The 26,294-nt window shown below is 67.8% G+C and carries 30 protein-coding genes; 13 read left to right on the top strand and 17 right to left on the bottom strand.

What is annotated here, in order from left to right; translation table 11 throughout:
• Positions 1-76 precede the first annotated feature (76 nt).
• The 3 genes from ACFYWG_RS33125 to ACFYWG_RS33115 form a co-directional block, all read right to left on the bottom strand.
• Positions 77-1,126 carry an integrase gene (locus ACFYWG_RS33125; RefSeq protein ID WP_383503085.1) on the bottom strand — a complete coding sequence of 350 codons (1,050 nt, stop codon included), beginning with the start codon at positions 1,124-1,126 and terminating at the stop codon, positions 77-79.
• 147 nt (positions 1,127-1,273) lie between these two features.
• Positions 1,274-2,185, bottom strand: coding sequence for an RNA polymerase sigma factor (locus ACFYWG_RS33120; protein WP_383503082.1), 912 nt, complete (start codon positions 2,183-2,185; stop codon positions 1,274-1,276).
• Complete coding sequence (locus ACFYWG_RS33115; RefSeq protein ID WP_383503079.1) at positions 2,178-2,366, bottom strand: hypothetical protein; 189 nt, start codon at positions 2,364-2,366, stop codon at positions 2,178-2,180. The genes ACFYWG_RS33120 and ACFYWG_RS33115 overlap by 8 nt, the downstream gene beginning before the upstream one ends.
• 327 nt (positions 2,367-2,693) lie before the next feature.
• On the opposite strand from ACFYWG_RS33115, the gene ACFYWG_RS33110 reads away from it, so the two are divergent.
• From ACFYWG_RS33110 to ACFYWG_RS33100, 3 genes are all read left to right on the top strand, one after another.
• Positions 2,694-2,885: a hypothetical protein gene (locus ACFYWG_RS33110; protein WP_383503076.1), complete on the top strand. Its 192-nt coding sequence runs from the start codon at positions 2,694-2,696 to the stop codon at positions 2,883-2,885.
• 1,005 nt (positions 2,886-3,890) lie between these two features.
• A complete protein-coding gene (locus ACFYWG_RS33105) occupies positions 3,891-4,103 on the top strand; it encodes a hypothetical protein (RefSeq protein ID WP_383503073.1) in 213 nt (70 codons plus the stop codon).
• Entirely contained in the window at positions 4,100-4,276 is a 177-nt protein-coding gene (locus tag ACFYWG_RS33100) for a hypothetical protein (protein WP_383503070.1), read from the top strand. Before ACFYWG_RS33105 ends, ACFYWG_RS33100 begins: the two co-directional genes overlap by 4 nt.
• A gap of 421 nt (positions 4,277-4,697) precedes the next feature.
• Here the strand turns inward: ACFYWG_RS33100 and ACFYWG_RS33095 are convergent, their stop codons facing one another.
• Positions 4,698-4,898 (bottom strand): hypothetical protein, encoded by a 201-nt coding sequence (locus ACFYWG_RS33095; RefSeq protein ID WP_383503067.1) that lies wholly within the window; start codon positions 4,896-4,898, stop codon positions 4,698-4,700.
• Positions 4,899-5,783: 885 nt separating this feature from the next.
• Here ACFYWG_RS33095 and ACFYWG_RS33090 point away from each other — a divergent pair.
• Positions 5,784-6,485 (top strand): restriction endonuclease, encoded by a 702-nt coding sequence (locus tag ACFYWG_RS33090; RefSeq protein WP_383503064.1) that lies wholly within the window; start codon positions 5,784-5,786, stop codon positions 6,483-6,485.
• 199 nt (positions 6,486-6,684) lie between these two features.
• On the opposite strand, the gene ACFYWG_RS33085 is transcribed toward ACFYWG_RS33090, so the two are convergent.
• The 4 genes from ACFYWG_RS33085 to ACFYWG_RS33070 form a co-directional block, all read right to left on the bottom strand.
• The gene (locus ACFYWG_RS33085; RefSeq protein WP_383503061.1) at positions 6,685-7,728 is read right to left on the bottom strand and encodes a ParB/RepB/Spo0J family partition protein; all 1,044 of its coding nucleotides are present in this window, start codon (positions 7,726-7,728) and stop codon (positions 6,685-6,687) included.
• Complete coding sequence (locus tag ACFYWG_RS33080; RefSeq protein WP_383503057.1) at positions 7,728-8,390, bottom strand: ParA family protein; 663 nt, start codon at positions 8,388-8,390, stop codon at positions 7,728-7,730. The genes ACFYWG_RS33085 and ACFYWG_RS33080 overlap by 1 nt, the downstream gene beginning before the upstream one ends.
• A gap of 363 nt (positions 8,391-8,753) precedes the next feature.
• Complete coding sequence (locus ACFYWG_RS33075; RefSeq protein ID WP_383503054.1) at positions 8,754-9,077, bottom strand: replication initiation protein, RepL2; 324 nt, start codon at positions 9,075-9,077, stop codon at positions 8,754-8,756.
• On the bottom strand, positions 9,077-9,556 hold the full coding sequence (locus ACFYWG_RS33070) for a helix-turn-helix domain-containing protein (RefSeq protein ID WP_030837007.1): 480 nt from the start codon (positions 9,554-9,556) through the stop codon (positions 9,077-9,079). The genes ACFYWG_RS33075 and ACFYWG_RS33070 overlap by 1 nt, the downstream gene beginning before the upstream one ends.
• A gap of 927 nt (positions 9,557-10,483) precedes the next feature.
• On the opposite strand from ACFYWG_RS33070, the gene ACFYWG_RS33065 reads away from it, so the two are divergent.
• Both ACFYWG_RS33065 and ACFYWG_RS33060 read left to right on the top strand, forming a co-directional pair.
• Positions 10,484-10,813, top strand: coding sequence for a hypothetical protein (locus ACFYWG_RS33065; protein WP_383503051.1), 330 nt, complete (start codon positions 10,484-10,486; stop codon positions 10,811-10,813).
• 867 nt (positions 10,814-11,680) lie between these two features.
• Positions 11,681-12,250 (top strand): hypothetical protein, encoded by a 570-nt coding sequence (locus tag ACFYWG_RS33060; RefSeq protein ID WP_383503048.1) that lies wholly within the window; start codon positions 11,681-11,683, stop codon positions 12,248-12,250.
• Positions 12,251-12,259: 9 nt separating this feature from the next.
• Here the strand turns inward: ACFYWG_RS33060 and ACFYWG_RS33055 are convergent, their stop codons facing one another.
• Positions 12,260-12,820, bottom strand: a complete 561-nt coding sequence (locus ACFYWG_RS33055) for a hypothetical protein (protein ID WP_383503045.1) — start codon at positions 12,818-12,820, stop codon at positions 12,260-12,262.
• Between the two features lie 1,075 nt (positions 12,821-13,895).
• Between ACFYWG_RS33055 and ACFYWG_RS33050 the strand changes: the two genes are divergently transcribed.
• Together ACFYWG_RS33050 and ACFYWG_RS33045 are read left to right on the top strand one after the other, a co-directional pair.
• Positions 13,896-14,747, top strand: a complete 852-nt coding sequence (locus tag ACFYWG_RS33050) for a hypothetical protein (protein WP_383503042.1) — start codon at positions 13,896-13,898, stop codon at positions 14,745-14,747.
• Positions 14,744-15,073 (top strand): recombinase family protein, encoded by a 330-nt coding sequence (locus ACFYWG_RS33045; RefSeq protein ID WP_383503039.1) that lies wholly within the window; start codon positions 14,744-14,746, stop codon positions 15,071-15,073. The genes ACFYWG_RS33050 and ACFYWG_RS33045 overlap by 4 nt, the downstream gene beginning before the upstream one ends.
• Positions 15,074-15,606: 533 nt before the next feature.
• On the opposite strand, the gene tgmC is transcribed toward ACFYWG_RS33045, so the two are convergent.
• The 7 genes from tgmC to ACFYWG_RS33010 form a co-directional block, all read right to left on the bottom strand.
• Positions 15,607-16,725 (bottom strand): ATP-grasp peptide maturase system methyltransferase, encoded by a 1,119-nt coding sequence (gene tgmC, locus ACFYWG_RS33040; RefSeq protein WP_383503036.1) that lies wholly within the window; start codon positions 16,723-16,725, stop codon positions 15,607-15,609.
• Positions 16,722-17,669 carry an ATP-grasp ribosomal peptide maturase gene (gene tgmB / locus ACFYWG_RS33035; RefSeq protein WP_383503033.1) on the bottom strand — a complete coding sequence of 316 codons (948 nt, stop codon included), beginning with the start codon at positions 17,667-17,669 and terminating at the stop codon, positions 16,722-16,724. Before tgmB ends, tgmC begins: the two co-directional genes overlap by 4 nt.
• Positions 17,666-17,959 (bottom strand): putative ATP-grasp-modified RiPP, encoded by a 294-nt coding sequence (tgmA, locus tag ACFYWG_RS33030; RefSeq protein WP_383503030.1) that lies wholly within the window; start codon positions 17,957-17,959, stop codon positions 17,666-17,668. The genes tgmB and tgmA overlap by 4 nt, the downstream gene beginning before the upstream one ends.
• A gap of 249 nt (positions 17,960-18,208) precedes the next feature.
• Complete coding sequence (locus ACFYWG_RS33025; protein WP_383503027.1) at positions 18,209-18,895, bottom strand: hypothetical protein; 687 nt, start codon at positions 18,893-18,895, stop codon at positions 18,209-18,211.
• A gap of 68 nt (positions 18,896-18,963) precedes the next feature.
• On the bottom strand, positions 18,964-19,434 hold the full coding sequence (locus ACFYWG_RS33020; protein ID WP_383503024.1) for a DUF6415 family natural product biosynthesis protein: 471 nt from the start codon (positions 19,432-19,434) through the stop codon (positions 18,964-18,966).
• The gene (locus ACFYWG_RS33015; protein WP_383503021.1) at positions 19,431-19,949 is read right to left on the bottom strand and encodes an ATP-binding protein; all 519 of its coding nucleotides are present in this window, start codon (positions 19,947-19,949) and stop codon (positions 19,431-19,433) included. Before ACFYWG_RS33015 ends, ACFYWG_RS33020 begins: the two co-directional genes overlap by 4 nt.
• A gap of 102 nt (positions 19,950-20,051) precedes the next feature.
• A complete protein-coding gene (locus ACFYWG_RS33010; RefSeq protein WP_383503018.1) occupies positions 20,052-21,242 on the bottom strand; it encodes a helix-turn-helix domain-containing protein in 1,191 nt (396 codons plus the stop codon).
• A 512-nt stretch (positions 21,243-21,754) separates the two neighbouring features.
• Between ACFYWG_RS33010 and ACFYWG_RS33005 the strand changes: the two genes are divergently transcribed.
• The 4 genes from ACFYWG_RS33005 (at position 21,755) to ACFYWG_RS32990 (ending at position 24,531) form a co-directional block, all read left to right on the top strand.
• Positions 21,755-22,078: a hypothetical protein gene (locus ACFYWG_RS33005; RefSeq protein ID WP_383503015.1), complete on the top strand. Its 324-nt coding sequence runs from the start codon at positions 21,755-21,757 to the stop codon at positions 22,076-22,078.
• Between the two features lie 58 nt (positions 22,079-22,136).
• Positions 22,137-22,292 carry a hypothetical protein gene (locus ACFYWG_RS33000; RefSeq protein WP_383503012.1) on the top strand — a complete coding sequence of 52 codons (156 nt, stop codon included), beginning with the start codon at positions 22,137-22,139 and terminating at the stop codon, positions 22,290-22,292.
• 158 nt (positions 22,293-22,450) lie between these two features.
• The gene (locus ACFYWG_RS32995; RefSeq protein ID WP_383503010.1) at positions 22,451-22,825 is read left to right on the top strand and encodes a hypothetical protein; all 375 of its coding nucleotides are present in this window, start codon (positions 22,451-22,453) and stop codon (positions 22,823-22,825) included.
• A 2-nt stretch (positions 22,826-22,827) separates the two neighbouring features.
• A complete protein-coding gene (locus tag ACFYWG_RS32990) occupies positions 22,828-24,531 on the top strand; it encodes a hypothetical protein (protein WP_383503007.1) in 1,704 nt (567 codons plus the stop codon).
• Between the two features lie 92 nt (positions 24,532-24,623).
• Here ACFYWG_RS32990 and ACFYWG_RS32985 read toward each other — a convergent pair whose 3' ends face one another.
• A complete protein-coding gene (locus ACFYWG_RS32985; RefSeq protein ID WP_383503004.1) occupies positions 24,624-24,830 on the bottom strand; it encodes a hypothetical protein in 207 nt (68 codons plus the stop codon).
• 214 nt (positions 24,831-25,044) lie between these two features.
• Here ACFYWG_RS32985 and ACFYWG_RS32980 point away from each other — a divergent pair.
• Positions 25,045-26,294: WD40 repeat domain-containing protein (locus ACFYWG_RS32980; protein ID WP_389204451.1), on the top strand; the 1,250-nt coding region annotated here is incomplete at its 3' end.

The raw sequence follows: 26,294 nt of genomic DNA, 5'->3' as shown, positions 1-26,294 counted from the left end.
AGATCGAACCTGTCCAACGAGGTCAGCAAAAACTGACAGGATCGTTGCGCACAGAGAGTGATCACTTCCAGTTGCGTCACAGCACGCCGAGCAGGGCGTTGTCCTCCCACTGGTCGACGACTTCGAGGTAGCCGGCGAGGACCTTGGAGTGGGGGGCCCATCCGCCCTGTTTGGCGATGACGATCTGGTCGTGGCCCTTCAGGCGGGATGAGGTGGCGAGGCCGCGGCGGGGGCTGTGGCCGGTGAAGCGGAGCTCGATCCCGGCGCGTTCGCCGGCGCGGGTGATGACGTCGCCGATGGACTCGGGCTGCAGCCCGCCCTCCAGGACGGTGTGCCAGCGGTTGTGCAGTCGGCGCCATGCGTAGCCGTCCGACTCGGTGAGGCCGGCGGCCTCCTTCCACGCCTGCCAGGCGCGGACCGGGCAGATCGACGGCCGAGAGCCGTAGGGGACCGGGACGATGCGGGCTCGGACCTTGGACACCCGTAGGTCGGCCTGGATGCCGTCGGGGGTCTCGGTGTAGTCGCGGACCCGGTTGAAGGCGAGTTCGTGCTCGCGGCCGGCGACGGCGAAGTGCATGAGCACCAGGGCGCGGTCGCGGATGCCGGTCAGGTTGTCGGGGCAGGCGTCGCTGATCTTCACCAGGTGCTCGACGAGCAGCGGCGGGGCCTGGCCCCGGCCGCGGGTCTCGCCGTTGGCCTCCATCTCCTTCACCAGTTGCTTGAGCCGGTTGCGGGCGAGGCGGGCGACGCCGTCCTCCATCTGCACTCCGTGCTCGGCGCGGGCGGAGACCACGGTGCCGGAGAGGCGGCGGTCGATGGTCGACGGTGCCGTGCAGGTCCCCGTCTTCCCTCCGGGCTGGGTCCACAGCCACTCGACGAACATCACCAGCGTGCCAGGGGTGACGGCGAGCACGGGCACCTCGGAGGCGGCGCAGAACTTCCTCCAGCTCGCCCAGTCCTGGGCGTAGCTTCTGCGGGTGCTCGACGGGCGGCCGTCCGCGACGGTGCGCACGGCCTGGCGGTCGATGTGCTCCAGCGCGGCCCGGGTCGCGGTGTCGTACTCCTCCGGCCGGGCCAGTGCCGCCGGGACGACGACCGGTTCGACCGCATTCTGACTATCCGACATGATTGGCCCTGTTCACCGGATTTGAGCGACTTCCATGGAACCTGGATATGGGGAGCTTATCCGGGATTCAGAAGACAGCCCCGTCACCGAACACTCGAGCACCCGGGGAACGGTCTTGAGGGGTGATCGTTCCCCCGGTGCTTCTGCTCAGCGTCGAACAGCACGGTTGCGGAGGACTCCCCGCATGTAGCGAGAAGCCGCGCGGGCGAGGGGGCGGCTACCTGCCCAGAGCGCCCGGACAAACTGCTCGCGGGCACCGCCCGAGTCGGAGCCGCCGTGCTGCTCTCTGCCTCCTTGCTCAGGCAGGATCCCGAGCGCCTTCGCCACGGGCCCAAGCCACGAGCGCAGGCAGATCCGCCCGGACGCAGAAGCGGCCCATGCCAGCACAATGCTGCTGAGACCGGCCATGAAGAACACGATCGTCGCCACCATGTATGAACCGGGCAGCATCTCGGGGCCGGCCCCCGGGATCATCTCCTGCTTGCCCCGGACGACGCTCGCGGTGACCCACGCCACCAACGCCGCCCCTACCCCGGCGAGGGATGCACGCAGCGCCCTGACCGCCCGGCTGCAGTGGACGCTGATCGTCGCCGTCGCGGTCCCCAGCACCTTGCCTGCCTGCGCATGGGTCATACCGAGGTCGTGCGTCAGAAAGAACGCCCGCCGCTGCTGCAGCGGCAGGTCCTCGCATGCCTTGTCGATGACGTCCCGCTGGACTACCTCCTCCTCGAAGGACAGCACCACCGGCTCGTCCTCCGCCCTCACGTCGGCGTCGAGCGATTCGTATCCTTTGCCCTTGTAGTAGCGGCGGGCCGCGCGGCGGGCCTCCCGCCGGATGCAGGTGTACGTGTACTGGCGGATGAATCGGATCGGGCGGTCCTGGTCCAGCACGGACACGAGGGCGTTGTGCACGACGTCCTCGGGATCGGCGGACGACCGCGGCACTCCGTAGTTGCCCAGGTGGCCGGCGGCGTACCGGACCATCAACCCGTACCGGTCCGCCACCAGCTCACGCAGGGCCTCGGCGTTCCGCACCCGCGGCCTGTCCTGATCAGCCACGCCGTCCCTTCCTCGCCCGCCGCTTGCCGCGGGCCTTCCCCGACTCGGCCTTCGCACGGATCATCTCGGCTTTGCCCGCCGCGCGGTTGCGGAACGCCACGCTCTCCAGCACGCGACTCAGCGCCGACGAGAAGAGCAGCACCACGACCACCAACGCGACTCCAGCATCCGTCAGCTCCACCGGACCTCCTCCACTCTGCGGCCCAGCGCTCCACGGTGAAGCAGCGGCGGCCGTACGGATGCTGAGAGGCGTACAGCCGCCGGATCCTTTACACGGCACCGAAAAAATCTCGTCGGGGCGTCCTCTGTGCGCCGCCATGGCGCGTTCCTCGACGCTTGCCGGGAGAACCTGTCCACCACGAAGCGGTGGCAGCTGGTGCGCCGGTACAAGGAGCGGCGCTTTCTGCGGCAGCAAGCGGGCCGCTGATGGCGCCCGGCGGCGGCACTATCGAGGGGGAGTGGGTTTAGACCTCGGCGCTGACCCGGGCCGCGCTGGAGCGCTGGCTAAATGAACGAGGACGGCATCCTCGACGACGAAGGACGCACGGTGATCCGCCCGCGCGGGATGCCGCTGGAGGAGAACGGGCTGATCACGTCGTACAGGGTCGGCCGGCTGCGGTACGAAAGGCTGCGCCAACTGCTGCCCCTCAAGCTGGTGGCCCTGCGACGCGCGGTCGACACCGAACGCCAGTCTCTTTGAGCTGCCTGACCTGGCCTTTGTCTTGCGGGAGCCAGCCCACCAGAGGGCTTGTTATCAGCCGCCGTGAGGCGCTCTTCCGGGATGAGTCATCGCCGGATGTCCGTGCACACCCGGGTGCGGTGGCCGCAGTCGGAGGTTCCGAGGGAGCGATGAACACCCGTGGCGGCATCGTCGGAGGACGGACCTCCTGTTCGCTCTGGACTCCGTCCCGGCGATCTGTCTGCAGATGCCGCGACCGGTAGTGCTCCCGTCGGCCCATAGGTATCCGACTCGCTAGCCCGAAGGTGCGCCTCGACAGGGCGTCCCGATGCCGTGAGCAGGGAGGTGTCGGCAAGACCCAGACGACGCTGGACTACTGCGATCCGCCCGTCATCCTGTGCCCCGGCGAGCCCCCGTTCGCGGGCGCACCGCTCTCCACGCAGCTCGTTCCGGCCTTACAAAAACGGCTGACCAGGGCAAATACAAGAAGGAAGAGGACGAAGGGAGGGCACGGAGGACGACGACTCGGCGCGTTCGGCTAGGCGCATGCGTATGCGGCTTAAATCCCGAAATCGCCCCAATGGGGTGCACTACGCATCGGGTATGCCCAGGTCCCTGAAACGTGACGGTTGTGGGCGCTGAGCGTGCAGTGCGTATCGTTCCCCCAGACCAGCAACACCGGTAGCAGAACAGGGACATCAGCACCGCTAAGAGTCCGCCTGCGGAGGGTTCAGGCCCGAGCACGACGTCCTGTTGCAACCGACCGCGCCAACGGGTTGCTGGCCGACGCGTAGTCCGACGATCTCCGACACCCGGGAGGTAGGAACCGGCGGCCCCCCGCGCCAACAGGGGGCCGCCCGCGTAGTCCGAAAGCCGCTCCACCTCAGATCTGCGCTCTGCGACAAGACACTGACTGATAGGAGAGAAGCCATCGTCACCGCTATCGAGCCTAAAGGGCCGAGCATCCAGCAGTCGAGCTGCCGAACCCATGACCTGGAACTGCTGGTTCCAGGCAGCGCGCGGCCGATGACAAGTCTGCCGTTGATCGGCGCCCTCATCCTCGCGGATGCCGGCGTCTGCCTGGGCAAGGCCGTTCCAAGCTTCATGGACGAACACTTCAGCCCCCTGCGGGACCGGGACCCAGACGGCGACCGGAACTCGACCTGGGGCCTCGCCAAGAAGCTCGCCGCTGCCTGCGTCATCGTGGCTCCGCCGGACAGCTCGGCGGTGACCGGGTGAACGGGCCACTCGACCTGCGCGTCCTCGTCCTGCTGCTCGCCGGGGCGCTCACCGGGTACATCGCGTACCGCCACCCGGCTGTCGGGACCGCCGTGCTGATCAGCGCGGGGGTGGTGACGCTCCTCTACCTGCTGCTGGGGTCGGGACAGCGTGGTGGGCCACCGCCTCCTTGACCGACCCGGCCCCAGCCTCCCGCCGATAGAGCCGGGCCCGTCCCTCTCCGGGGGCTGGCCCGGACTCGAGGGGCGGGCAGCCTCATCAGCATGCAGAGAAGCGCGGGTTGCGCCACTGGTAGCACCAGCGCCCTTCGTCGTCCTTCGCCGGCCAGCTGTGGTCCCAGCCCGAGAAAGTCCGTAGGTGGGCCTCCGGGTCCGGCGTCAGCGATCCGGCCCCTCGCTCCTCCGATTCGGGTTCCACCACCACGTAGCCCGGGGCCAGGATCGTCTTCTCGCTCGCGCCCGGGGCCCTGCCGGCTCGGTACTAGGGGTCCCCTACGCACGCCGCCTCGGTGAGCGTCGCGGCGGTGGTGAACTTGCGCGGCTAACGCTTGGCGGAGTGGGCTTCGTCGCTGCTGTGCTTCGCGCTGTGCTGCGGTCAGCTCGCCAGCGCCTTGTGCCCTGCGGCCTTGAGCAGCGCCGCCACGTTCAGCTCGTCGCCCGGGGCGACGGCGCGGGTCGGACGAGCCTCGCTCGCGGCGACCAGGGCGTCGACCGTCCTGCTGGTGGCCTCGACCCGGGCGACCTCGGTGCGGTGTTCCCACACCTTCTCGGCGACACGGGTTTGCCCCTCGATCATGGCGACGACCACCTGGGTGTGCGCCTGGGTCTCCGGCAGGATGGCTCGGGGCGCTGCTCGCGTTCCAGACGGCGATCACCGCGCCACAGCGGGGCGCACACGGCGTAGACCGCTGCGGTGCCGACCAGCCGCAATAGGGCCCGCAGTGCGGAGTCCGGCGTCCAGGCGGCCACGCCCAGCAGAGCGACGGTCCAGATTACGCTGCAGCACGAGTCGGGCTGAGCGGGGTGGTTCCCTCGTTGGGCGGCAGGCGAAGCCCGATCGCGCCGTTCGTCGGACGTCCAGGATCGGGCTTGCCCGACCGCGAAGCGGCGCCCTTGGGCGTCCTGGATGGCCGGCGAGTGGTGCGATGCCCTCCGAGGGCCGTCCGACGAGGGGGCCGCACCGCGACCCACCACTCCACCACCCAACCACCCGCATCCAAGATCCCCTGCTCCCATCCTCCTCAGCAGGGTGGCCGGGGTGCGGGGCAGAGCCCTGCTCGGTTCTGACCCGTTCGCACCCCTCCTTGATCACACTCCGTGGTGCAGTGCAGACCCACTGTCAGTGCCTGCTGTCACTATGGCGGTCGTGTTCAACTGGCTTCGAGGGGGAGGCTTTTATGCCTTGGGTACGCCCATATGTGCGCTCTGATGGGACACCGGTCCTGGGACATTCGCGGTGGGCTCCGGGTGCCAGACGGGAAATGACGATCTTTGCCGGTTTCGCGTTAGCCGTGGTGGCGTTCGGCAACAGCGATGCGTCGGCAGGAGGTGGCGGTACGGTTCCACAGCCGCAGTCGACGGTGCAGTATCCGATTCGGTTCGATGACATTCCGCCGCCGCGTGTTCGGCCGCAGCCCACGGTGTCGTATCCGATCCGATTTGGGTCTTCGGACGGGAACCGATGACGCGTCGACGGCCGCCGGTGAGGCGGCGTGCGCGGCGTCGCGGCAAGCGCCAGCAGCAGAGAGAAGCCCAGTTGATCGGTTTCCTCACGGTGACAGCTGCGGCCATCATTCTGGTAGTGATGGTGGTCAACTGGCTGCTGGCGCACTGGTGGGTGCTTCTCGTCATCCTGGTCCTCGCGTTGCTCGGGGGTGCCGGCTGGCTCTACAACCGGCAGCAGCAGGCCCGGTGGGATGCTGTGCGTGCGCAGGGCCTGCGCTACGGGCTGCAGCAGCTCGACGCGCTGCATCACGCGCGGTTCGAGGATGCGGTGCGCGATTTGATGCACCGCGATGGTTGCCGGGACGCTCAGCGCGTTGGTGGGGGTGGTGATTTGGGCGCGGACGTGAAAGCGACTGACCCCTTCGGGCGGCGTTGGGTGATCCAGTGCAAGCACCGTCGCAACGGTGCGCAGGGTTCGGCTGTCGGTACGCCGGATCTCCAGGTACTCAACGGGACGGCGCGGCCGGTGCACGGGGCGGATGTCGCAGTAATTGTGACGAACGGCCGGGTGAGTGGGCCGGCCGTGAAGTTCGCAAGGGAGCAGCGATTGCATGTGGTTGACCGACAGACGCTGGCCTTGTGGGCGTCAGGGTCTAAGCCGCTGTGGGAGCTGCTGCGGGCAGTGCCGCCGCCTCGCCGTCCGTCGCAGTTGAGCTGAAGCGTGACGGCGCGGTACGTCCGTAGAGAGAGCTGAGGCCCACGTTGGGGCACTCGGCGATTCTGCTGAGTCCGCTCAACGACAGGGGTCGTCTCAGCTGAAATCGCGACTCCTTCAGGGGTGCGGCCCGCCTGCAAGTGGAACGGAGAAGGCCCCGAGTGCCCGGCTAGGCTGGGTACACGGGGCCTCTGGGAGCAGCTCAGGAGACGTTCGCCGACTGCTTCTTCCAGTGCTCATTGCACACGTCGAGCATCTTTTTGAACTCTTCCCGCGGCATTTTGAGGATCAGATACTCTGCGGCCTCTGTGCCGTTGTCATATGGGAATCGCTTGGGTTGCCGTTGTTCTGCTGGTCCAGTGAGTGCAGGGGGGCTCGGCTGCGGCAGCACAGCAACTGACGGCTGTGTTCTCGGGTCGACGGGCTGCTGATCGACTGCTGCGTATCGTTCTGTCGTTGCCATGGGTTCCGCCGCCGTGCGTTCCTGGCTAGGGGTGTATACCGCGGTATACGTCTCCGCTGGCTTCTGCGGCTCATGGGGTCCCGTCTTGGGCAAGGCCGGCTTCGGGGGATCAGGCTGCTCTTGGTCCCGCTTCCACGTCGCGTACTGCTCCTCCGGGGGCAAAGACGCGTATCGGCGCATGTCCCGAAACGCCGTCAGCTTGCCGGCGAACACGAGTTCCACCATTTGATCGGAGAGGCGCAGCAGCCCGATCCGCTGGTTGAACCACTGCTTTGACTTGCCCATAGCCCGGGCTGCCGCGGCCTGGTTGCCGTTGTGGAGGTCGAGCATGGCGCGTAGGCCGTCGGCCTCTTCAATGGGGTTGAAGTTGGCGCGCTGCACGTTCTCCGAGAGCACCGCTGCAAGGAAGCGGACGCGCGATTCGGTGAGGTCGTGCCGCAACATCAGGTCGAGGGTGTCGAGACCGACCTTGACGGCGGCCCGCCACCGTCGCTCCCCGGCAGCCATCACGTACCGGCAAGCGTCCGGAAGCTGATCGGCGTGTTCGGGGTAGAGCTTGAGGTAGGCGGCCTTGCCCACGGCTACGCAGGGCTGTAGTTGTCCGGACCGCATGTCCTCGCCCAGCTCCACAAGTTCGGTCTCGTCGAAGGTACGCCGCGGATTTAGTGGCGTAGGGGCGACAGTGTCCGGGTGAACGTGGATGAGGTCGGGGCGGCTGGCTCCGGGTACGGCTTCGACCTTGCTCTGTGCAAGGGAGGCGAGAGAGACGCGCTTGCCGGCCATCAGCGACGCCCTCCGTATCCGCGCTCAAGGGCAAGGCGCAGGTAGTCCTGGCGGGCCCGCAGGGTGGTGCCGTTGTCGGCGTACTGGGTTACGACTTTGCCTTCGGCCGCCGCCCGGGTGTGGATCTTGTAACGGCGGATGACGGTCTTGGCACGAGGCCAGCCCTTGGCGTCGATGTAAGCGATGGTGTCGTCGAGGTCGGCACGCCCATCGCGGGGGTCCCACGCATTGATGACTACCGTGTAGGGCAGGCCTCTGGGGACGACTACATGCTCGATAGTGCGAGCGGTTGGGTCAAACGCCAGAGGTTCTGGGGGCATAGGGATGAGGACGTCGTCGGCGACATCGAGGGCGGCAGCAAGGATGTGCTCATTCTCGAGGCTGCCAGGCGTGTCGATGAAGACGTGCTGCCGATCGTTGCTCTCGCCGAGGACGTCGTGGGCCACGGCGGCGAGGTTGACGGTGGTGGTGGTCTTGCCGACGCCGCCCTTCTGGTTGGCGATGACGTGAATCTGGGCGCCGAGGTTCTTCAGGTCCGCAAGGCTGTCTGGATCTTCATGAGCGGTGGCGAAGTCGAAGGGCAGGTCGTCACCGACGCGGTCGGCCCACCAGATCGTGGACCCCTGTGGATCGGTAGAGACGACGAGGACTGAGGAAGGCATGGTGCTCCACTCCGTGTGCTTCCCAGAGCGATGGGCTCCGGTACTCGGACTGGGGGTAGCTTCTCAGATCAGCCACGTGAGGTCATGTATTGGGCCTGGAGCAGTAGAGGCCGTCATGTCCGATATACCCAAGACATCATGGAAACGGCGAAGTCATGCGCCCGGTGTGGTGGCAGTCCGCGTAGCAAACGCCAGAAGGTCACGGCATCGACGAGCCCGCAAGGAGGGTGGCCCTCGGGTGGGTATACCGCGGTATACCCACCCGAGGCTGCTGGGGACATCGATCCAGGGACAAGCCTCAGACAGTCAGGCTCTTGAACAGTGCAGCGATCCGACTCTCGAGTCGGATCGCTGCACTGCGCTTCAACTTCCGACAGCTCGCAGGTGGCGTCCGGCGGGGCCGCGGTCCTCGAATAGGGAGGGGGCGAGCCGGAAGTGCTTTACGCTGCCCACACTGCCGGTAATCTCCAACCATCCTGCCTCGAGCAGCTCCTTGCGGGTGCGAGAGAGCACCGGCGGGGTCATCCCTGCAGTAGCGGCAAGCTCGCTGGCCTTGATCATGACCGTTCCGTCGGGCCGCTGCTCTGAGGATGCGTAGAGCATCACGACGATCCGCTGGTTGGGGCTCAGGACGCGTCCCGTCTTCCTCAGCAGGTACTGCACGTCTTCCGCGTCGTGAATCCTCATCAGGCCTCGCCCTTCTTCCGACGCCGGCGGTCACGGGGCTCGCGCACCCTGGTCTCTGGCGGGTTCCAGTCCTTGACAGCTTCACGGTGAGCGAAGCCCGTACCGATGAAGGCGAGGTAAGGCGTGCACCGGTAGAAGGTAGTCCGCCCGAGTCCGCCTGCCTCAACCAGCAGCCGAGCCTGCTTGAGGACCTTCACCACCCTGGATAGAGCATCCGGGCTCATCCCCAGTTCCGCCGCGATATCCGCACCCGTACGCATGATGGCTTCCTCGCTCGTCTCCGTGGCGAACCAGTACCAGACGAGGACCCGAAACTCCCTGTCGGTCAGGCCTGAAGCGGCCGAAGCCAGTTCCCGGCCCTTGCGGATGCCCACGTTGATGTGCGCTCCGTCGAACGCGTAGTTGGCGCGATACACCTCCTCGAACTCGCCTGTGTCCTGATCGACCAGGGCGAGGATCTTCCGCGCCTGCTCTGCCATGTGAAGGCCGTCCCTACAAGTCGGTATGGGGCTCGGTAAGCGATCAGACTCGGGGAACAGATCACTTACCAGGAAGAGCATTACCACATTGCTAAGCGATCCCGCTGGATAGTCGGATCGATGTGCCACATGAGCAGTTCGCTCAGGGGCACCTGATCCGATCCCAGAGTCGGGTTGACCCGCTTCTGTAGTCGGGTCAACCCGTTACCAGCATCGGATCAACCCGATCTGTGAGTCGCCAAAGGTGACTCCCCGATCGGGTATGCCGTCTCCTCGATCGGATCAGAACGGGTGTTTGCGCAGGTCAGCGGCGCGTTGAAGGCTGCGACTTCTTAGTGCATGAAGGACGTTAGGCTCGCGGATCTCCAGCAGGCCCTGCGGGCCGGCGCAAGCGCCGGTCCTCGGGCGTGTCGGCTACTCAGCTTTGATCAGTGCGGGCAAGTGAAGCCGCGCCAACGCAACAGCATGAAGCGTGGCTGGCGCTTTCTGTGGCTGAGGTGGCATACGCGCGCCTGAACAGTCAACCTTGCCACCGTCGTGGCGGACTTGCTGGGGCTGAGGTCTTGACGAGGGTAGTTGGGAGCTGTTGTGCAAAGTCGGCTCTCACCCACACCGTCAAGCGCGGCGCCTGGGTCCGCCTCGGGGTCGACGTCGCCGCGGACGGCGGCGACGAGTTCACCATCTACCGGTGCGTCGGCGACGCGATAGAGCACCGCCACCACTCCAGCGGCAACGAACGACAACCAGGTCAAGGTCGCCCAGCGGATCCTGGAGGAGATCGAGCAGGCGCAGCGCCTGGCCGACGCCCTCGGCTCCACCGCTCCCGTCCGCGTCAAGATCGACCAGAACGGCCTGGGCCACGGCGCCGTCGGCATGCTCAAGACCTGGGCAGAGAACGGTCGGCACCGCGCCGACATCGCTGGCGTCATGGTCTCCGAGTCCCCCGGCCACGACGATCCCGGCGCCGTCACGCGGCCCTTCAAGAAGCGCGACGAGATGTGGCTCGCCACCCGCGCGCTCCTGCAGCCCGACCCGGGCACCGGCGTCGGCCGGCTCCGGCTGCGCACCGACCGCAACGCCGCGATCCAGCTCACCACCCCGAAGCTGCAGTACAACAGCGGCGGCCACACGGTCATCGAGTCGAAGAAGGCGATGCGCGCTCGCGGCATGAAAAGCCCCGACCGCGCCGAAGCCGTCCTCCTGGCCGTGTACGAGCCGACCCCGATCATCCGCCGCGGCGGCGAGCTCCTGGTGTAACGGATCGGCCCGGACCGCTTGCCCCTCCTCATACCAAAATAGGACAAGGAGTCCGGGGAGGGCGCACGTCTGTGTGGCAGATCCGAAAGGGAGGGGTGGTGAGACACCGGGGATGGAGAGGGAGATGGCGCACCTCGCGGTCAGTTACCTAATCGTTATGAGAGAAGGTTCCCGGAGACCACCCGGAGGACGTCACGCAGAGTTACCACATCAAGTTGGTTCGATGACAACCATCTTGATACCTAGGCCAAAGGCTGACCGGTCGTCAAACCCCTTACACGGGACGCCGATCGCGGCCCCAGCAGGAAGTTCGGCACCCGTCGGTCTCGGTAGACTTGTCTCCAACGACAAAGGGACCCCTGCTACCCAGCACTCGGCCTGAGAAACCGTGCTGGTGGGGTCCCTATGTCGAGCTCACTCAGTCGCGAAACACAAGGAGCTTCAATATGAATCGTAATGCAGGTACCAGCGGCCGCGGCAACCCTCCGCCGCCGTGGTGGCAACCGGCTTCCGGCTGGTGGCGCCGAAACCGTAAGGCCATCCGTCGCCGCTTCGTCCTCGGGGTGGCCTATGGTGCTGGATCCGGTGTCGGCGGCTTCGTCATCGCCTGCCTGATCTGGCTGGTCCAGACCCGATAGCTCCTCCGCTCAAATGCACGGGGGCCCACCTGAAGCGGGCGGGCCCCCTCTTGCGTGCGCGAGGCGGCTCGACGTCCGCGAGCACGGCCTGAGCCTGTACGACCTGGGACCCGCTGCGAGATCGACAATCACCTGAAGCGAACCACCGGCGGCGAGGTCTCGACGCCCGCGTCGGGCCGGACGCGGCTGCCATCGGCTGCCTATCGGCAGCGGCCGCCATGATGGGTGCGTGGACTACAGCCTCGTCATCGCCGCCGCACACGCTGCCGGGCCCTGCCCGCCCGGCGAGGAACCCGCGTGGGGCCGCCGCGTGCACGCCCTCACCGTCGAGCTGCACCTAGTCGCTCAGCAGGCCGCGCAGGACATCAGCCGCCTGGAGAGCGCCTCGCGGTTCGTGGCGTTCCTGGAGAAGGTCGAGATCGAGGAGTCCAGCCGGCGGGGCCTGTTGACCCTGCGAAACCCGGCGGGGGACACGGAGCACATTCGCACCGAGCAGCAGGAGACCGACCGCGGCCGCGACCTGATCGAGCGGGCCCGCGCCCTGCAGGGCCGTTGGGTGCTGGTCTTCCGGTACAACGAGAAGGCCTCCGCCACCAAGCAGGTCCGCATGCTCGCCCACCTCATGGACCTGGGCGATGGCGCCATCGCCGTGAACCTCGCGAAGAAGATCCTCACCGACGACGCCGGCGGCGCCGTCCCCCGCGCGCAGGCCGCATGGGCGCAGGCTGGCCTGCCGGATGCCGGGGCCATCACGGTGGAGCAGTTGGAACAAGCACGCACGGCTCTGAAGGCGGGCTGATCCGCGCGCTCAGTTGGAGTCGTGCTCCTGGCCGTCCGCGTCGTCCTCATCCTCGGGGCCGGAGGCGTAGCGCTTCCAGGCCAGGTGCGCGGCGTACACCACGGGCGCCGCAAATGGGAGCTTCTCGGCGAACTCGTCGAGGAAGGCATCGGCGGTCTCGGACTGGAAGGACACCTGCATGAGCGCGAGGACCCACACCAGGCCGCAGAAGTAGACGAACGCCTGCATCTGCCATCTGCGCGGTATGAAGCCGGCCTGGGAGCTGGTGAAGTCGCGCACGGCGTCCGCGAGCGCGGCGACCTCCTCCTCGGTGGGCTCCTGCTGGGTTGAGACGGCCGACCGGTGGGCCTCGTTGAGAAGCTGGTTGACGCGTGCGCGGTCGTGGAGGGCCAGCGCCTGCATGAAAGGAAGCACGCTGCGGCCCATGGCCTCCAGCGTGGCCTGCGGGGGCACCATGGCCAGAAGGCCGCGGGACACCTGGGCGAAGCCCTCCCGGAAGGCTGGCCTGGCCATCGCGGCTTCCATCAGCGCGATGAGGGCGGGGTCCTCGAGGACGGAATCGGTCGCCATGGCGCTCACCTTCCCACAGACGCTTCACCCCTCGGTCTGTAACGCGAAAGCCCACTGCCCCGTCTGTAGGGGTGACGTCCCCGGGGAGGCAAGGAAATCGAGCAGTCTCCCCGCGGGCGCCGACCAAGCCGGACCTTGGATAACAGCAAGAAGCGCGGGAGGCCTCCGTGGGGCCCAGCCCCGCCCCCGGGTCGCCTTGGGGTCGTACTAGGACCGTATCGGGCCTGCACGGACCGACTTGGTCCGACACGGACCGAGACGAGACCCGCAGCTGGCCGGGGGAGGGGAGCCTGCTCGCTTCTTGCTGTTATCCAACTCGGTCCTCGTCACCCCCGTCGGACGGAGAGACATCGAGGGGCCGCTTACCAGCCGACGGCCGGCCCGGCGGCTTGTCGCCGGCGGGCATCCAGATCTCCTTGGAGACGAAGACGATGCCGGACGCCACAGTCACAGCCACTGTCGGCGAACAACCCGCGAGGATCAGCCCTCCGACGATCGCAGCCACCATGACCACGACGACAAGACGCTGACGTACTGACATCACGAACTCCCTGATCGAGGCAGAAACGGCGACGGGCTCGTCCTGCGCCCTGCAAGGGCCCGCCGAGTGATCACGACCGTGGACATCCGTCCACGAAACGCGGAATCTAAGGACTTCGAACCCGCCACGACAAAGCACCGCATCGTTCGTGCAGGTACTTGCCCTAGTACCGCGGGTAACAGCCTGCTTCAGCCTCCGCCTCGGGCGATCAAGACAACAACCAGCAACCTCTTCATGAGGGACATAGACAGATCCAGTCAGTGGTCCGGACGAGATGTACGGCTCACGCGCTTGCCGACGCGTAGATTGAGCCGCCCCCTACCCTTCATCAGCCCTGGTCGGCCCGTACATAGCTCTGACGGGTCATAGGACTTTAGGCCCGAAGGGGGTGTTGCACACGGCAGTTGACCTCTTAGCTTGCATCTAGCGATCGAGACGACTCCACAACGGTCCGGACGAGTCTGTGATCCCGGGGCTTGTCGTTGCCGCGATGAGCCCCGCCCCAGGTAGAAGCCAGTGCGTAGGGTGTCGGGCATGTCCCAGCCGAACTCGCGCACCACCGATGCCCTGCCCGTGATCGGCGCCTTCCTCCAAGCGCAGCAGGACGCAGGGTATGCCGCCGAGACCGTCAGGCTGCGTGGCACGCTGCTCACCGAGTTCCTGGAGCACATTCTCAACGAAGAGAAGGTCGCCTCCCTCACCGCCGAAGAGCTTGTCGAGCCCGAGCGCGCGGACTCCTGGCTCGACGCGGCCGACGCTGGCGAGACCAGGCGCCGCAACACCCTCACCGGCCCGGACGCCGCCGCTGCGTACGACTCCCAGCGCGCCCGCATCCAGACGTACAACGCGTTCGTTGACTACCTCGCCCTCTCCGGCCTGTCCCGGCCCTACCCAGCCTCCGGCCACGGCGACCGCCTGGAGGCGGAGCAGGCCTACAAGCTGCTGCGCACCCTCGCGGTACGGAGGCCCACCGGCGCCAACGCCGCCACCGCCATCCGCACCGCCGCGGTGGCCGCCCTCGTTGCCGCGACCGGCCGCTCCGTGCCCCAGCTCCAGCAGCTGAACGTGACCGACGTTGACCTGGAGCGCCGTCCCGTACCCGTGGTGAGGATCGCCGACTTCGACCACCCGCTCGACGCCCACAGCGTGGAAATCCTGCGGCGCTGGCTCGACGTGCGCGCGGGCATCACCAAGGCCCTGGAGGGCAGCGACCCGGGCTTCCTGTGGATCCCGACGAAGCCCGGCCGCGAGCGCGCCGGTGTCCAGCCGCCGAAACCAGGCCTGACCCGGGCCGCCGTGCGCACTCTGCACGCCGCGCACCGCTCCCTCGTCCTGCAGGTGATCGGTGTGCCCCTGCGGCCGTACGCCCTCCTCCCCCGCCGGTGACGCTGCTACCGTCGATCTTCTCCGAGAAGGTCTCCACCCGCGTCAAGACCCGGCCCGAGCTGCAGAAGGCTCTCAAGCTGGCGTACGACATCAAGGAGGCCGCCCTCGACCAGGAGGTCATCCTCACCGTCCACGAGCTCAAGCGCCTCGCCCACAACGCCGCCGAACTGATGACCCTCTCCGGCCAGCTCCAGGCCGCCGGCATGCAGCTCGAACTCCTTACCGGCCCGCTCATCGGCATCTACGACCCCAACGGAATGAGCGCGATGTTCTTCGCCGTCGGCGCGCACTTCATCGTCGCCGCCCGCACGGCCGCTGACGGCTGATCGGTCCCGGGCCGGTCTTGGTTCTCTCGGTTATACTGCGCCTTCACTCCCCGGAGAATCACTCTGAGCGAATAATCGAACACGTTCGAGCATGCTTCCCTACCCTGCAACTCCCCGTTGCGGCGACCGGACTATCTTCGCGATCTTCGGAGCTACTTCGATCTCCGCAGCAAATGACCCTTACGCGGGTGAGGTCGGGCTTCGCCTCTTCGGCGGGTGGCGGGATAACGGGCGGGCCGTTGGGTTCGGGGTCCACGACCGGCTGCGTCTCGGCCGCGGGCGGCTTGGTCTCCGGTGCGAGCTTGCAGGTGCGACCTGCCGTTCTCGGACAAAAGGGGACTATCGCGGTCGTCACCATTCCTCCGAAGCGCTGTGGGGTTGAGGCAAAGCGCAACCCCCTTCACAGCCCAAACGTCAACGGCCGCGTTCTGTTACACCCCTACGCTGTGCCGAGCGCCTGACTGGTTCCGGATCGCGGGAAGGCCCTGCTCGTCCACCGGAGGGGGCGGAAGAGCAGGGCCTGCGGTTCCGGCCTACCAGTGGATGCTTTGGTTTTCCGCTGTGACCTGGACGGTGGCCTCTTCCACCGCCGGCGTACCAGCGGCGTGCCAGCGGCCGAGCTGCTCCTCGACTGCGTCCCACAGGGAAAGTGGGCCGTTCTGGCGGACGATCCAGCGGCCGTCCTCTTCGTGAAGCGCGGCGAAGGAGCCGGATTCGGCGTCGACCAGGACCTCCTCATCGTGCTGGTCCAGGCGCAGCCTCAGTTGTTGCGCGGTCGGCACGGCGAACTGTGCGACGAAGCGTGTTGTCCAGTCGGTCAGAACGTGGGCGCCGATGGAGGCCTCGCGCTCCTTGCCGGCGCTGAGGTCCGGGAGGATGCCGAGCGTGGGTGGAAGGTGGGGGCGGGCGAGCATGAAGCTGACCTGTCCGCCCAGCACCGGCCCGGATGCCGTGCCGTCCTCGTGAACCGTCAGCCGGACCAGTTCGGACGCGTTCAGCCAGCCACCGATGGTCGTCAGGATCTGTCCGCCGGGCCGGGTCTGTTCGAGCCAGGGCGCAGGCACCGTGCGTACGGCGCAGGTGGCGATGATCCGGTCGTACGGCGCGTTGTCGTTATCCCCGAGGAGTCCGTCGCCCGTCAGGAGGTTGGGGAATCTACCGAGCCGGCCGAGGGCTTCCCGAGCCTGTTGGGCCACTCCCTCGTCGTACTCGATCGAGGTGACATGGTCGTCGCCCAGGCGCGTGCAGAGCACCGCAGTGGAGTAGCCGGTGCCGGTGCCGATCTCCAGTACCTTCATGCCCGGTTCCACCTGCAGTTCTTCCAGCATGCGCAGTACGAGCGATGGGAGCGTGCTGGAGCTGGTCGGCTCCCGCATGATCTCGCCGTGGATGTCCGTCGGCTTGATCGTGCCCGCGATCTGGGTCACCAGGGACTCGTCGGCGTAGCAGGCGGTGAGCCAGTCGTCCCTATCCTTGAGGACTGGAGCCCAGGCGGAAGGTGACGCGCCGGGCACCACGCGGAAGAACCCGCTGCGCAGGAACTCATGCCTGGGGACTGCTGCGGCGGCGCGCTTCCACGGCTCTGTGCGCAGGGAGCCGCTGGCCGTCATGGTGTCGATGAGCTGCCGCAGGAGCTGGTCGTGGTCGCTCACGGCTTCCTTTCCAGTAGGTCGGCCAGGGCTGCGCACATCGGCAGACCGGTTTCGGTCTCCAGCCAGTACCACTGGCCAGAGGGGTTGCATTCCAGGAACCACCATCGCCCTTCGGCATCCACCGCGAAGTCGAAAGCTCCGAAGAGAAGCCCGTAGTGGTCCAGGTACTCGTGGAGCGCCAGCTCGATGTCCGGGGGTGTCGGCACAGGGGTGTAGCGCAGACGGTTGTAGTCGGCCCGCCAGTCGAGGAGGCCGGAGTCGATCCGGACGCAGAACGTGTGCCGGCCTATGACGGTCACGCGGACGTCTGCCGTTTTCGGCACGAGCTTCTGGAACAGGTGAGCGGTGCCGGCTACCTGGTCGTCGATGTCTGCGGTTGTCACCTCGGCGATCTTGACGACAGAGGAGACGTTGTCGACCAGGTACACGGGGTTGGACAGCGGCTTGTAGATCACCGGGCTGTTCCGCTCGATGAACGCTCTCGCAGCGTCGGGGGCCGACGTGATGAGCGTGGGCGGTACCTTGAATCCGGCCTTCACCGCGGCGGTAAGGCCGGACGGTTTGAACTCGGCGTCCCCGATGTAGTGCGGGTGGTTCACGTACAGGCAGTCGGGAAGCGACGCGATCACCCCACCGAGGCCGTAGCGGGCCTGGCTGATGGCGAATCGCGCGTCCTGCTCGTCGAGGTGTGGGAAGGCGAAGCCGGTCGGGCGCCGATAGTAGAGCGCGCGCACGTTGGCCAAGTCGGCGGTGCGCGACGGAGTAGTCAGGCGCCCTCGAAGACCGTCCTGGGTGATCTCTGCCTCCACCGACAGTGATGCGGGGAAGTCCCCCGAGTCGAACCGCACGACCGGGACGCCCCGGTCGTGCAGCTCGCTGATCACCACGTCGGCAGTGGGGTCGTTCAGGCTGGTGACGACCAACACCGGACGTGAATCACTCACTGGTCGTTGTCGCTCCCGGTGTCGCTGTCCTGGGTGCTCCCGTTGCCGTCGGGGCTGGTGCCCGTGGCCGGCGAGGTGCCCGTGCTGGTGCCGTGGCCCGGCATTTCCATCACCTGCCCGGAGCCGTCGAAGAACACGGCGGTCTGGGTGCTCCGGTCCAGCTCGACCCGGGCATAGCCGGGGGCCATCGTCGGGTACGGCGCCATGCGGCCGATGCCCCACGGCTTCGGGGTGGTGGTGCCCTGCGGAACCGCTGTGCTCGCGGGCAGGCGGTCGGAGTGGACGAACATCACGTCTCCTCTGGGTCGCAGTTGCGATGGGTGAGCGGGCCCGCTGCAGAGGTGGAGCCGGGGGCGGCTCCGCGGGCCCGCCCAACGCCGGCCGCCTGTCCTTCGTGTGGATCGGCCGACGCGTCTGGCCCCGGCGCGGGGCGGTGACTGCTCCGTGGGGGACACGATTCGGTGCATCTCCCCGCGCCGGGAGTTGTTGCCTGCCCGGGGGCCGCAGAGCTGTAGTCATCACGGCCACCGGGCAGGGGTCTATGCGGCCGTCTCCAGCTCGCGCAGTAGGTCGTCCACAGTGAGTACGCGCACGGAGGAGAGCCGCCGCACGAGTTGGGAGGCGAGCACGCGCGGGGCCCGGGGGTCGTCGAACTTCAGCGGCTCGGCCGGCTGCTCTACGACCTCGACCCGGTTGCCAGGGGTGAGGCCGTAGACGGTGCCCATCACGCCGTACAGCGGCGCGCTTGCTGCCAGGAGCACCTTCGGCTCTCCGTCCATGTGCGGGCACAGTTTCTGCGTGGTGCGGACGTGCCGGGCGCACACGGGGGGCTGGTTCGTCAGCAGGAGCGACGACGCCGGGTCCTGGTCCTTGGGACCGGTGAGGAAGATCAAGCCGAGCGGGGTCCGGGCTGGCCGCGTGCAGACCTGGCAACGGCTCGCGAGCATCGTCGCCATCTGCCGGTACGGGTGCATGAACTTCCACTGCGGCTCGCCGGTCGGCATGCCGTTCTGGTCGAAGCTGAACGAGCAGCGCGCCCAGAGCATGTTGCGCACGGGCCGATCCCGCGGGTCCTCGTCGCCGTAGAACAGGCGGAGTTCGCTGCCGCCACGACGGCGGAGGAGGTACAGGTTCGCGGGCCCGGCGTCCTCCCCCTTGCGCTGGGTGATGAAGGGGATGACCTCCCGCTCGTGGGTGCTGCTCATCGGCGGGGGGAACGTGATCACGCCTGCTCCTTCGGGCGCCGGGCGGCGCCCACCTGTTCCAGTGAGTTCTGCACGACCCATCGCGCTGGTCACGACTCCTCCGGCAGGGGTGTGGCTGGGAGGGACTGGTTCTCCGGCTCCTCGGCGAGGCACTGGACCGCCACCAGGCGGTCGAGCAGTTCCTCGAGCGTCCACGCCATGCGTCGGATGTGCCCGACGGCCCTACGGTGGTCGCCGGGCAGCTCCTCGGATCGCACGGTGCGGGCCCGTTCGACGAGTTCCGTGACTCGCTCGTCTTGTGTGACCTGGGCTGCGTCGGCGAGGCGTACGAGCCGCATCAGGTGGCCGCGGAGTCGGAGGGCGCTGTCGTCGACCTCGGCCTCGGTCGGTGTGTAGTCGTCGACTACGCGCGCGATGTCGTCGAGTAAGTGGCCATCGACGTACGGGGCCCATGTCTGGACCTTCTGCAGAACCCAGCGCAGTCGATCCGGGTTGAAGCGGTCGGCTTGGGCAGGCCGGACGGGGTGGGTCCAGCGCGGGGCCTGGGCGGGGGCGCTCACGCTGCCGTCCCCGCGGGTAAGGCGAGGGTGCACCAGGTCTCGGCACCGCCCTTGCCGGTCCCCCAGGCTCCTCCGTGCTCCTCGACCAGGTGCTGGACGAGGAGGAGGCCGCGGCCCGTCTCGGCGTCGGGGTTGTCGTGGTGCTGGGGTGCGGCGGATCCCGGCTCACCGTCTTCGACGGTCACGCGCAGGTAGCCGTCTTCGATCTCCAGGCGCAGCGTGATTTCGGTGGTGCTCGTGTGCAGCAGGGCGTTGGTCCACAGCTCGGAGACGATGAGCATGACGTCCCCGACCAGGTCGCCGAGTCCGCAGAAGTTCAGCTTGGCCGCTGCGATCCTGCGCATGACGCCGACGCGCAGGGCGTCCTCGTGGCGGGGAGGGGCGCCGCGTCTGCGGGGGGCGACGGTGATCCGCTGGTGCAGCACGTTCCCGGCCGGTGCGGCCGGGCGGAATGTGGCGGTGCCGTCAGCGCGTCGACAGGTGCGCTGAGGGCCCGCGAGTGGGGTCGTCGTCATGGTCGGCTCCATGTCGCAGGTCGAGTGACGACATGCTGGCCCCACAACAAGGCCCCAACTAGCATGAGTTCAGGCTAGTTGGGGCCAATGGTTGACTCTGTGTCACTTCTGCGAGGTCAGCCAACTCCCGTAGGAGAGGAAGCTCTCCGGGAGGCGCCGGTGGGCCGCCTCGAGGCTGGCGTACGTGTCGCGCACCAGGGGGTGGTACTTGGCCTGCTGGGGTGCCGTCTTGCGGGCCTTCAGGAGGCTGGCGAATGAGGCGTCCAGGCGTCCCGTCCACATCTGCGCCCGCGCCACCTCGGCCCAGTGGTGACTCGTACGAGACTTCGGCCAGTCTCCGGGGATGACGAGGTTGTTCGCTGCTTCCACGGCCTTGTCGTACTTGTCAAGTTCGGCGAGGACCGCCACGCGGTGGACCCGTACGTTCGTGCCGCCGAAAGCCATCCAGAGCACCTTGGGAGACTCACCGGTCCGGGCCGCGATGGTCTCTGCCTCCTCGAGGTGGCCCAGCGCCTGGTCCTCGCTGTGGGCCCGGCCGGCCATCACAGAGCCGCCCAGGTGAAGCTGCCCAGTCACAACGTCCCGCTCCCACGAGGGGTCCGCCTGGTTGATGGTTCGCAGGCCGAGGTCGACGAGCCGCTGTCCGGTGCGGAACTTGCCCTCCCGCAGATACGTGAGGGCACGGAAGTACTGGTAGGCGCCGCCGAATACGGCGCTGCTTGCCCGCTGGGCGGCCCAGTCCATCCGAGTGAGCGCGAGCTGAGCGAGATCCGCGTAGCCCAGTTTCGTCGCCACGTCGTACGACGTGCGGTAGAGCGATGCGAGGACCAGCCAGCCGTCGCTGCTTCCGTGCGTGTGTGCGGCTGTGGTGGTCTCCTCGATGAGGCCGGCCACCTCGCTGGCGGCCTGCTTGATTTCGCCGGCGCGGACGGCGGCGCACAGCGCTTCGGAACTCTCGTGCAGCTCGGTGAGCGGGCGCGGCGTGATCTCGGGGTCGGCGCCCAGGTCGTAGACGTCCAGCGCCTCGCGGATCGGCGCTATCAGCACGTCGAGTTCATCAGCGCGCAGGTCCTCGGCGTAGGGCTGCCCGACGATGGTGGCGACTTCCACGCGCATGGCACGGGCGCAGCAGGCGACGACGTGAGGGGTGGCAGCCAGGCGGCCTTGCTCGACTTTGATCAGCGTGTTGTACGGGACTCCGGAGAGGTCGGCCAGCGCTCGTTGCGTGATGTGGCGTTCTCGTCGGAGACGCGCGATTCGCACGCCGGTGTGGTCTTGAGGGAGAGCGTGCATACTTATCTCCTGTTCTGCTTCGACACCAGAACAGTACCCGCGGTCGGCTCCGCGGGTCACGGACGAACCCCGCTCCCTGCAGGAGCGGGGTTCTTCGCTACAACTCCTTATTTAGTGGGGTGTTGGCTCAGCGAGACGGCCAAATCTTGGACAACGGCCGACCTGCGTTCCACAGCGAGCGGAAGCAGGCCGCCCGAGCAGTGCTCCAGAGGACACTGGACGCGTAGCGCAGCGTTTACCCACGCACGACGAAGGGCCCGGCGCGCCAGCCTCCCTAGGGCGATCCCGGCATCGTGTTCAGGGGTCATGGGGGTGGTCTCCTGGTCGCGGTCGGATGCGGCGGGCGGGTGGTCAGTTGAGGTTGGCGGTGGCGTTGTCCTCCCAGCCGTCGACCCGCTGGAAAGTAGCCGTTCATGGAACGGAAGTGCCGGGCCTATCCGCCCTGGTCGGCGATCGGCACGGCGTCCTTGCCCTTCTTGCGGGCGGTGGTGGCACGCCGATGCGAAGGGAGAGTGGCCGGTCCACGCGAGCGGGACGCCGGCGCGGACGCGCTGATCCGCTTGATAGCCCTGGTGACGGAGTCGGGGACCATGCCGCCGGTGACGTGGTCGTGCCGGTCGATGCCGACGAACGCGGGCGAGTCCGGCTCCGACCACCGCGGCGGGGCCTCGGCGGCGAGGCGGCCCCGGTACGCCTTCCACGCCTCCACCGGGCTGAACGTCGAGCGGGCGGCGCTGTACCTCACCTCCCTGCCGGCCAACGCGTTCAAGTTTGCCCGGCTGGTCGTGGAGGCCGACGGCCGCAAGAAGGCCGATGAACTGCGCACGGAGGTTTGACGGCGAACTGCGCGGCCTTACCATCGCTCTGTCCCGGGCGGTTCCGCGCGGCGTGCGCATGGGCTGGTGGCCAGAGGGCACCCAAGCGCCCATCACGCCCCAGTACGACCCCGACCAGCCGTCCTGGCAGAAGGCCATCGCCTACACAGTGACCAACGACAACGTGGCCGTCTTCCGCGCCGCCTTCCAGCGGCTGAAGGACGTCACACGCTGACCTGGAAACCGCGGCGGGCGCCCAGCTCCCCACAGGTGCGTCATTGTCCACAGAGCATCCGGCGTATCTGCACTTAGTGAGACGATCACTGCCCGACCGAACGAGATAGGGGGAGCGGAGTGTCCCTGCCAGAGATGTTTAAGTCCTTGAGTTCGGCCTTGGATTCGACGGACCGGTCCCGGGTCATGGTGGCCGCGTGGGAGACGTTCGACGTGGCCGAACGGGTCGCGGGGGCCGTCGCATTTGAAGAGGGCAGCGACGAGCTTCGAGCCCTGATCGCTGCACAGGCGAGCGCGGCCGGCCGGGATCTGCTGCCGCTGCCTGAGACCGGTCAGCCCATCGATGTGCCGTCTCCATCGCCCGGTGCGGAAGGCCTCGCGCCATACGTGCACCTGCTGCAGCATGCCCGTGAGGCTCTAGAACGCACAGCCGCCGGGCCCGGGCTGGCGGAAGAGGGCCGGGCGGTGATGCAGGAAGCCGCCGACAAGGCCGCGACCGCCGCCGAAGCGCTCCTCGCCACACGGGAGCGGTAGACATGCCCCCCACTCTGGGGGAGCTGTATGAGGCGGCCAGCCGGAACCTGCGGACGGCGGCCGCCGCTCCCCTCGCGCCTGACGACCCGCACAGGCAGGCCGCAGTGGTGCGACTGCTGGGCGAACTTGTCGGACACCTGCAGAGCGCACTTGAGCACGTCGGCGAGCGCCCCCGGCGGGTGAACCCGGGGCCCGCCACCCACCTGGCCGCGGCCCAAGGAGCCCTGCGCCGTACGGCCAGGCGGTTGCCTACGCCTGAGGACGAAACCCTGGGCAACACAGCGTTGGCCCGGACGGTGCAAGCCGTGGCCGCCGTGCAGGACCTCATCGCCAGCCACCGCGGCCAGGACGGCGCTCCGGTGACTCCGTACGCCCTGGCCTTCACCGAACAACCCGCCCGCGCCTACCTGGTGCACAGCACGGCGGACCTGGCCTGGGGTGCGGCTCGGGTGGCTCAGGCACTGAGCGAGGTCATCAGCAACGAGGGAACTGCAGTTCAGCTGTACGTCGCACGCGGAAGCCTTGACCAAGCCTCGGTGTTCGGCCGTGACGCCGGCAGACACAACAACTCTGCCCTGGCAGCGTTTCCACTCGCATTGCCGCTCGATCCCCGTCCAGCTCTGCCGACCGACGCCACCGGAACGATTCCCGCGCATCTCGCCGACGACTGCGAGCGCCTGTCGCGGGCCGCCTTCGAGTCCTTGCACGGCCGCGGTCAACCCAGCCTGAGCGGATCGGACCTGAAGCAGCTGGCCCGATGGCGCGCGATGAACAATCTGCTATGCGGCCGTGCCCTCCTCCAGGCTGCTGCGCACGCCGACTCGGAGACGGCCGAGGGACTGCGGCAGGCTGCCGACCGGCTACGGACAGCGGCGCAGGTCTGGGAACAGTCCGCGGCCCGCTGGGGCCGGATCGTCGATCTCGCCGATCCCCGCGCCCATCCCAAGCTGCCGCTGCCCAGCTACGACGTGGCACGCGGGGGCCAGCTCGCGCCAATGCCCAAGACGTCCCCGCACCCCGCCCTGCTCATCGCGCATGCGAGCGCGACTCGCATGGGGCAGCTGCTGTACGGCATGGCCTGGAACCCGGAGACGCCGGGCCGCCCGCTCGAGCGGGACGTCCGTGAGGTCCTGGCAGACGCCGGGGGTCTGGCCGAGCTGACACAGACGGTTTATCGGGCAGCAGCAACCGGGTGGCAGCTGGCCGTGGCCATGCCCGCCGCCATCGGGCGTATCAAGTCCACCCTGGTGACCGACGACATCGACCACAGGCCCCCGGACTCCGCATACCGCTTTTACCCGGTGCCCGATCATCAGGTGAGGCGACTCACTGAGCGCTACGAAAATGTGGCGCAGGCCGAGCAGGCGGCCGCCGCCAGCATCCTGCGTACGGCACCCGAGACGGGAATGGATACCGCGCGTGCCCAACTGGACGCGGCCGCCCACCGACAGATCCAATGCGGTCAGCCGTGGCTTCCCGGCGAGACGACAACGAAACAGCCGGAGAACAAGCGCCCCTCACCCCAGGCGGCTCGGTCACGGTCGACCACGGTAATCACGCCTGCCCGCCAGCCGACCGCGACCGCGAGGGACAACTCGACCACCCGGCGCGGGACGCCAGGGCCGGACGGCCCCACGCGGCAGGCACAGCACCTCCGGCGAAGCGAGACCGACCCAGGCGAAGGACACAAGTCCACCCAACGATGAGCAGGGGCCCTGCCTCCGGGCGGCAGGGCCTCTGCTCGATCAGTGTCAGCAGGTGGGGGTGGGGCGCGTGGGACGGTGCGCGCTCCCGCTGGTCACTTGATGAGGGTCCGCAAGGCGGCGGTACTGGCGCCAGCGGCGGTGAGTCCGGCGATCACGGCGGCAGCCGGGTGGGCGCCGGTGATGGCGGTAAGGCCGCCGATGATGAGGCCCAGGACGAGCGCGGTCAGCAGGACGACCGCGGTGTGCAGGGGGAGGAAGGGTCCGGAGTCGGCGAGCTGGGAGTTCTGTCGACGTGTCATGGATCGACCTTGCAGCATCGTGCGCCGCTGACCTGCACGGATCGAACGATGCGGATGACATGTGATCAGGTGAGGGCCAACGCGGCACAATCCAACAGTTCCACAGAACGACCGTCACCAACTCGATGCGTTCATGATTGTCCGTGCAAGTTCCGTCTTGTTCCGTGGATCGGCCTCTAGCCTACTGGGCACCGAGCAATAGGGGGCACCAGGCATGACGGACACCACCAACGCGATGCAGGGGTCAGGCACGTTCGATGCCCGGCTAGAGCAGCAGGCGCAGCACCTGCGCCGGCTGAAGGTGGAACGCGGTGACCCGTCCCTGCGCCGGATTGAGGCGCGGGCGAAGCAGATCGGCAACGGTGCAGAGTTACCCATCGCCACCCAGAGCGCTGCCTTCGCAGGTACAAGGTTCGTGACCCTGGACAAGGTCATGCTGCTGGTGCGGACTCTCATGTCCTGGGACACGGATGGTGTAGATATCCCCCCACCCGATCGTAGGCACCCGGCGCTCGAGGAGTGGCGCAGTCGATGGCGAGCTGCGGCGGAGCTGCGTCCCCGCCGAAAGAAGCCACGCAACGACCCCGCACCCGAACACGACAACGCCACGCCGACCCGCAGCTCGGGCCCCGAAACTCCTTCCGGGCGTCGCCCTGTCACCGTCAAGGCCGTTCTCCTGGCCCCTGGTGAAGAGCCGCGCATTGTAGAGGTAACGGGTCCTCGTGCAGCTCAGGCAACAGAGACAGCCGAGCCTGTCGGGACCCCTGCAGCCCATGGTCACGTGCATAAGCGCTCAGCAACCCCGCAGCTGGCGGAGCGATCACTCGCGGTCCGAGCAGTCCTTCATGCGGTGCAGGCCGGAGACCTTGCCTTGCCACCAATCAAGACCGGCTTACCGGTCTACGCCGTGGCGTTTTCGCCCGACGGCACCGCCCTCGCCGCTGTTGGCGATGGTGGCATGGTCTGGCTGTGGAACCCGGCAAAGCGGACACCCGTCGGCCAACCCCTCACCGGCCATGACGGGACGGCAAATGGGGTGGCGTTCTCACCCGACGGCACCCTCCTCGCCACCGCCGGCGACGATGGCACAGCGCGGCTGTGGAACCCAGCCACCCACACTCTCATCGGCCGACCCCTCACCGGTCACGACGGACCGGTGACCACGGTGGCGTTCTCACCCGACAGCACCCTCCTCGCCACCGCCGGCCACGACGGCACAGCGCGGCTGTGGAACCCAGCCACCCACACTCTCATCGGCCGACCCCTCACCGGTCACAACGGACCGGTGACCGCGGTGGCGTTCTCACCCGACAGCACCCTCCTCGCCACCGCCAGCAGCGACCACACAGTGCGGCTGTGGAACCCGGTCACCCGCACCCCCGTCGGCCAACCCCTCACCGGCCACAAGGCAACAGTGTTCACGGTGGCGTTCTCACCCGACAGCACCCTCCTCGCCACCGCCGG

The organism is Streptomyces sp. NPDC003456, assembly GCF_042878735.1.
Classification (GTDB): domain Bacteria; phylum Actinomycetota; class Actinomycetes; order Streptomycetales; family Streptomycetaceae; genus Streptomyces.
This window is presented reverse-complemented; position numbering and strand designations above follow the sequence as displayed.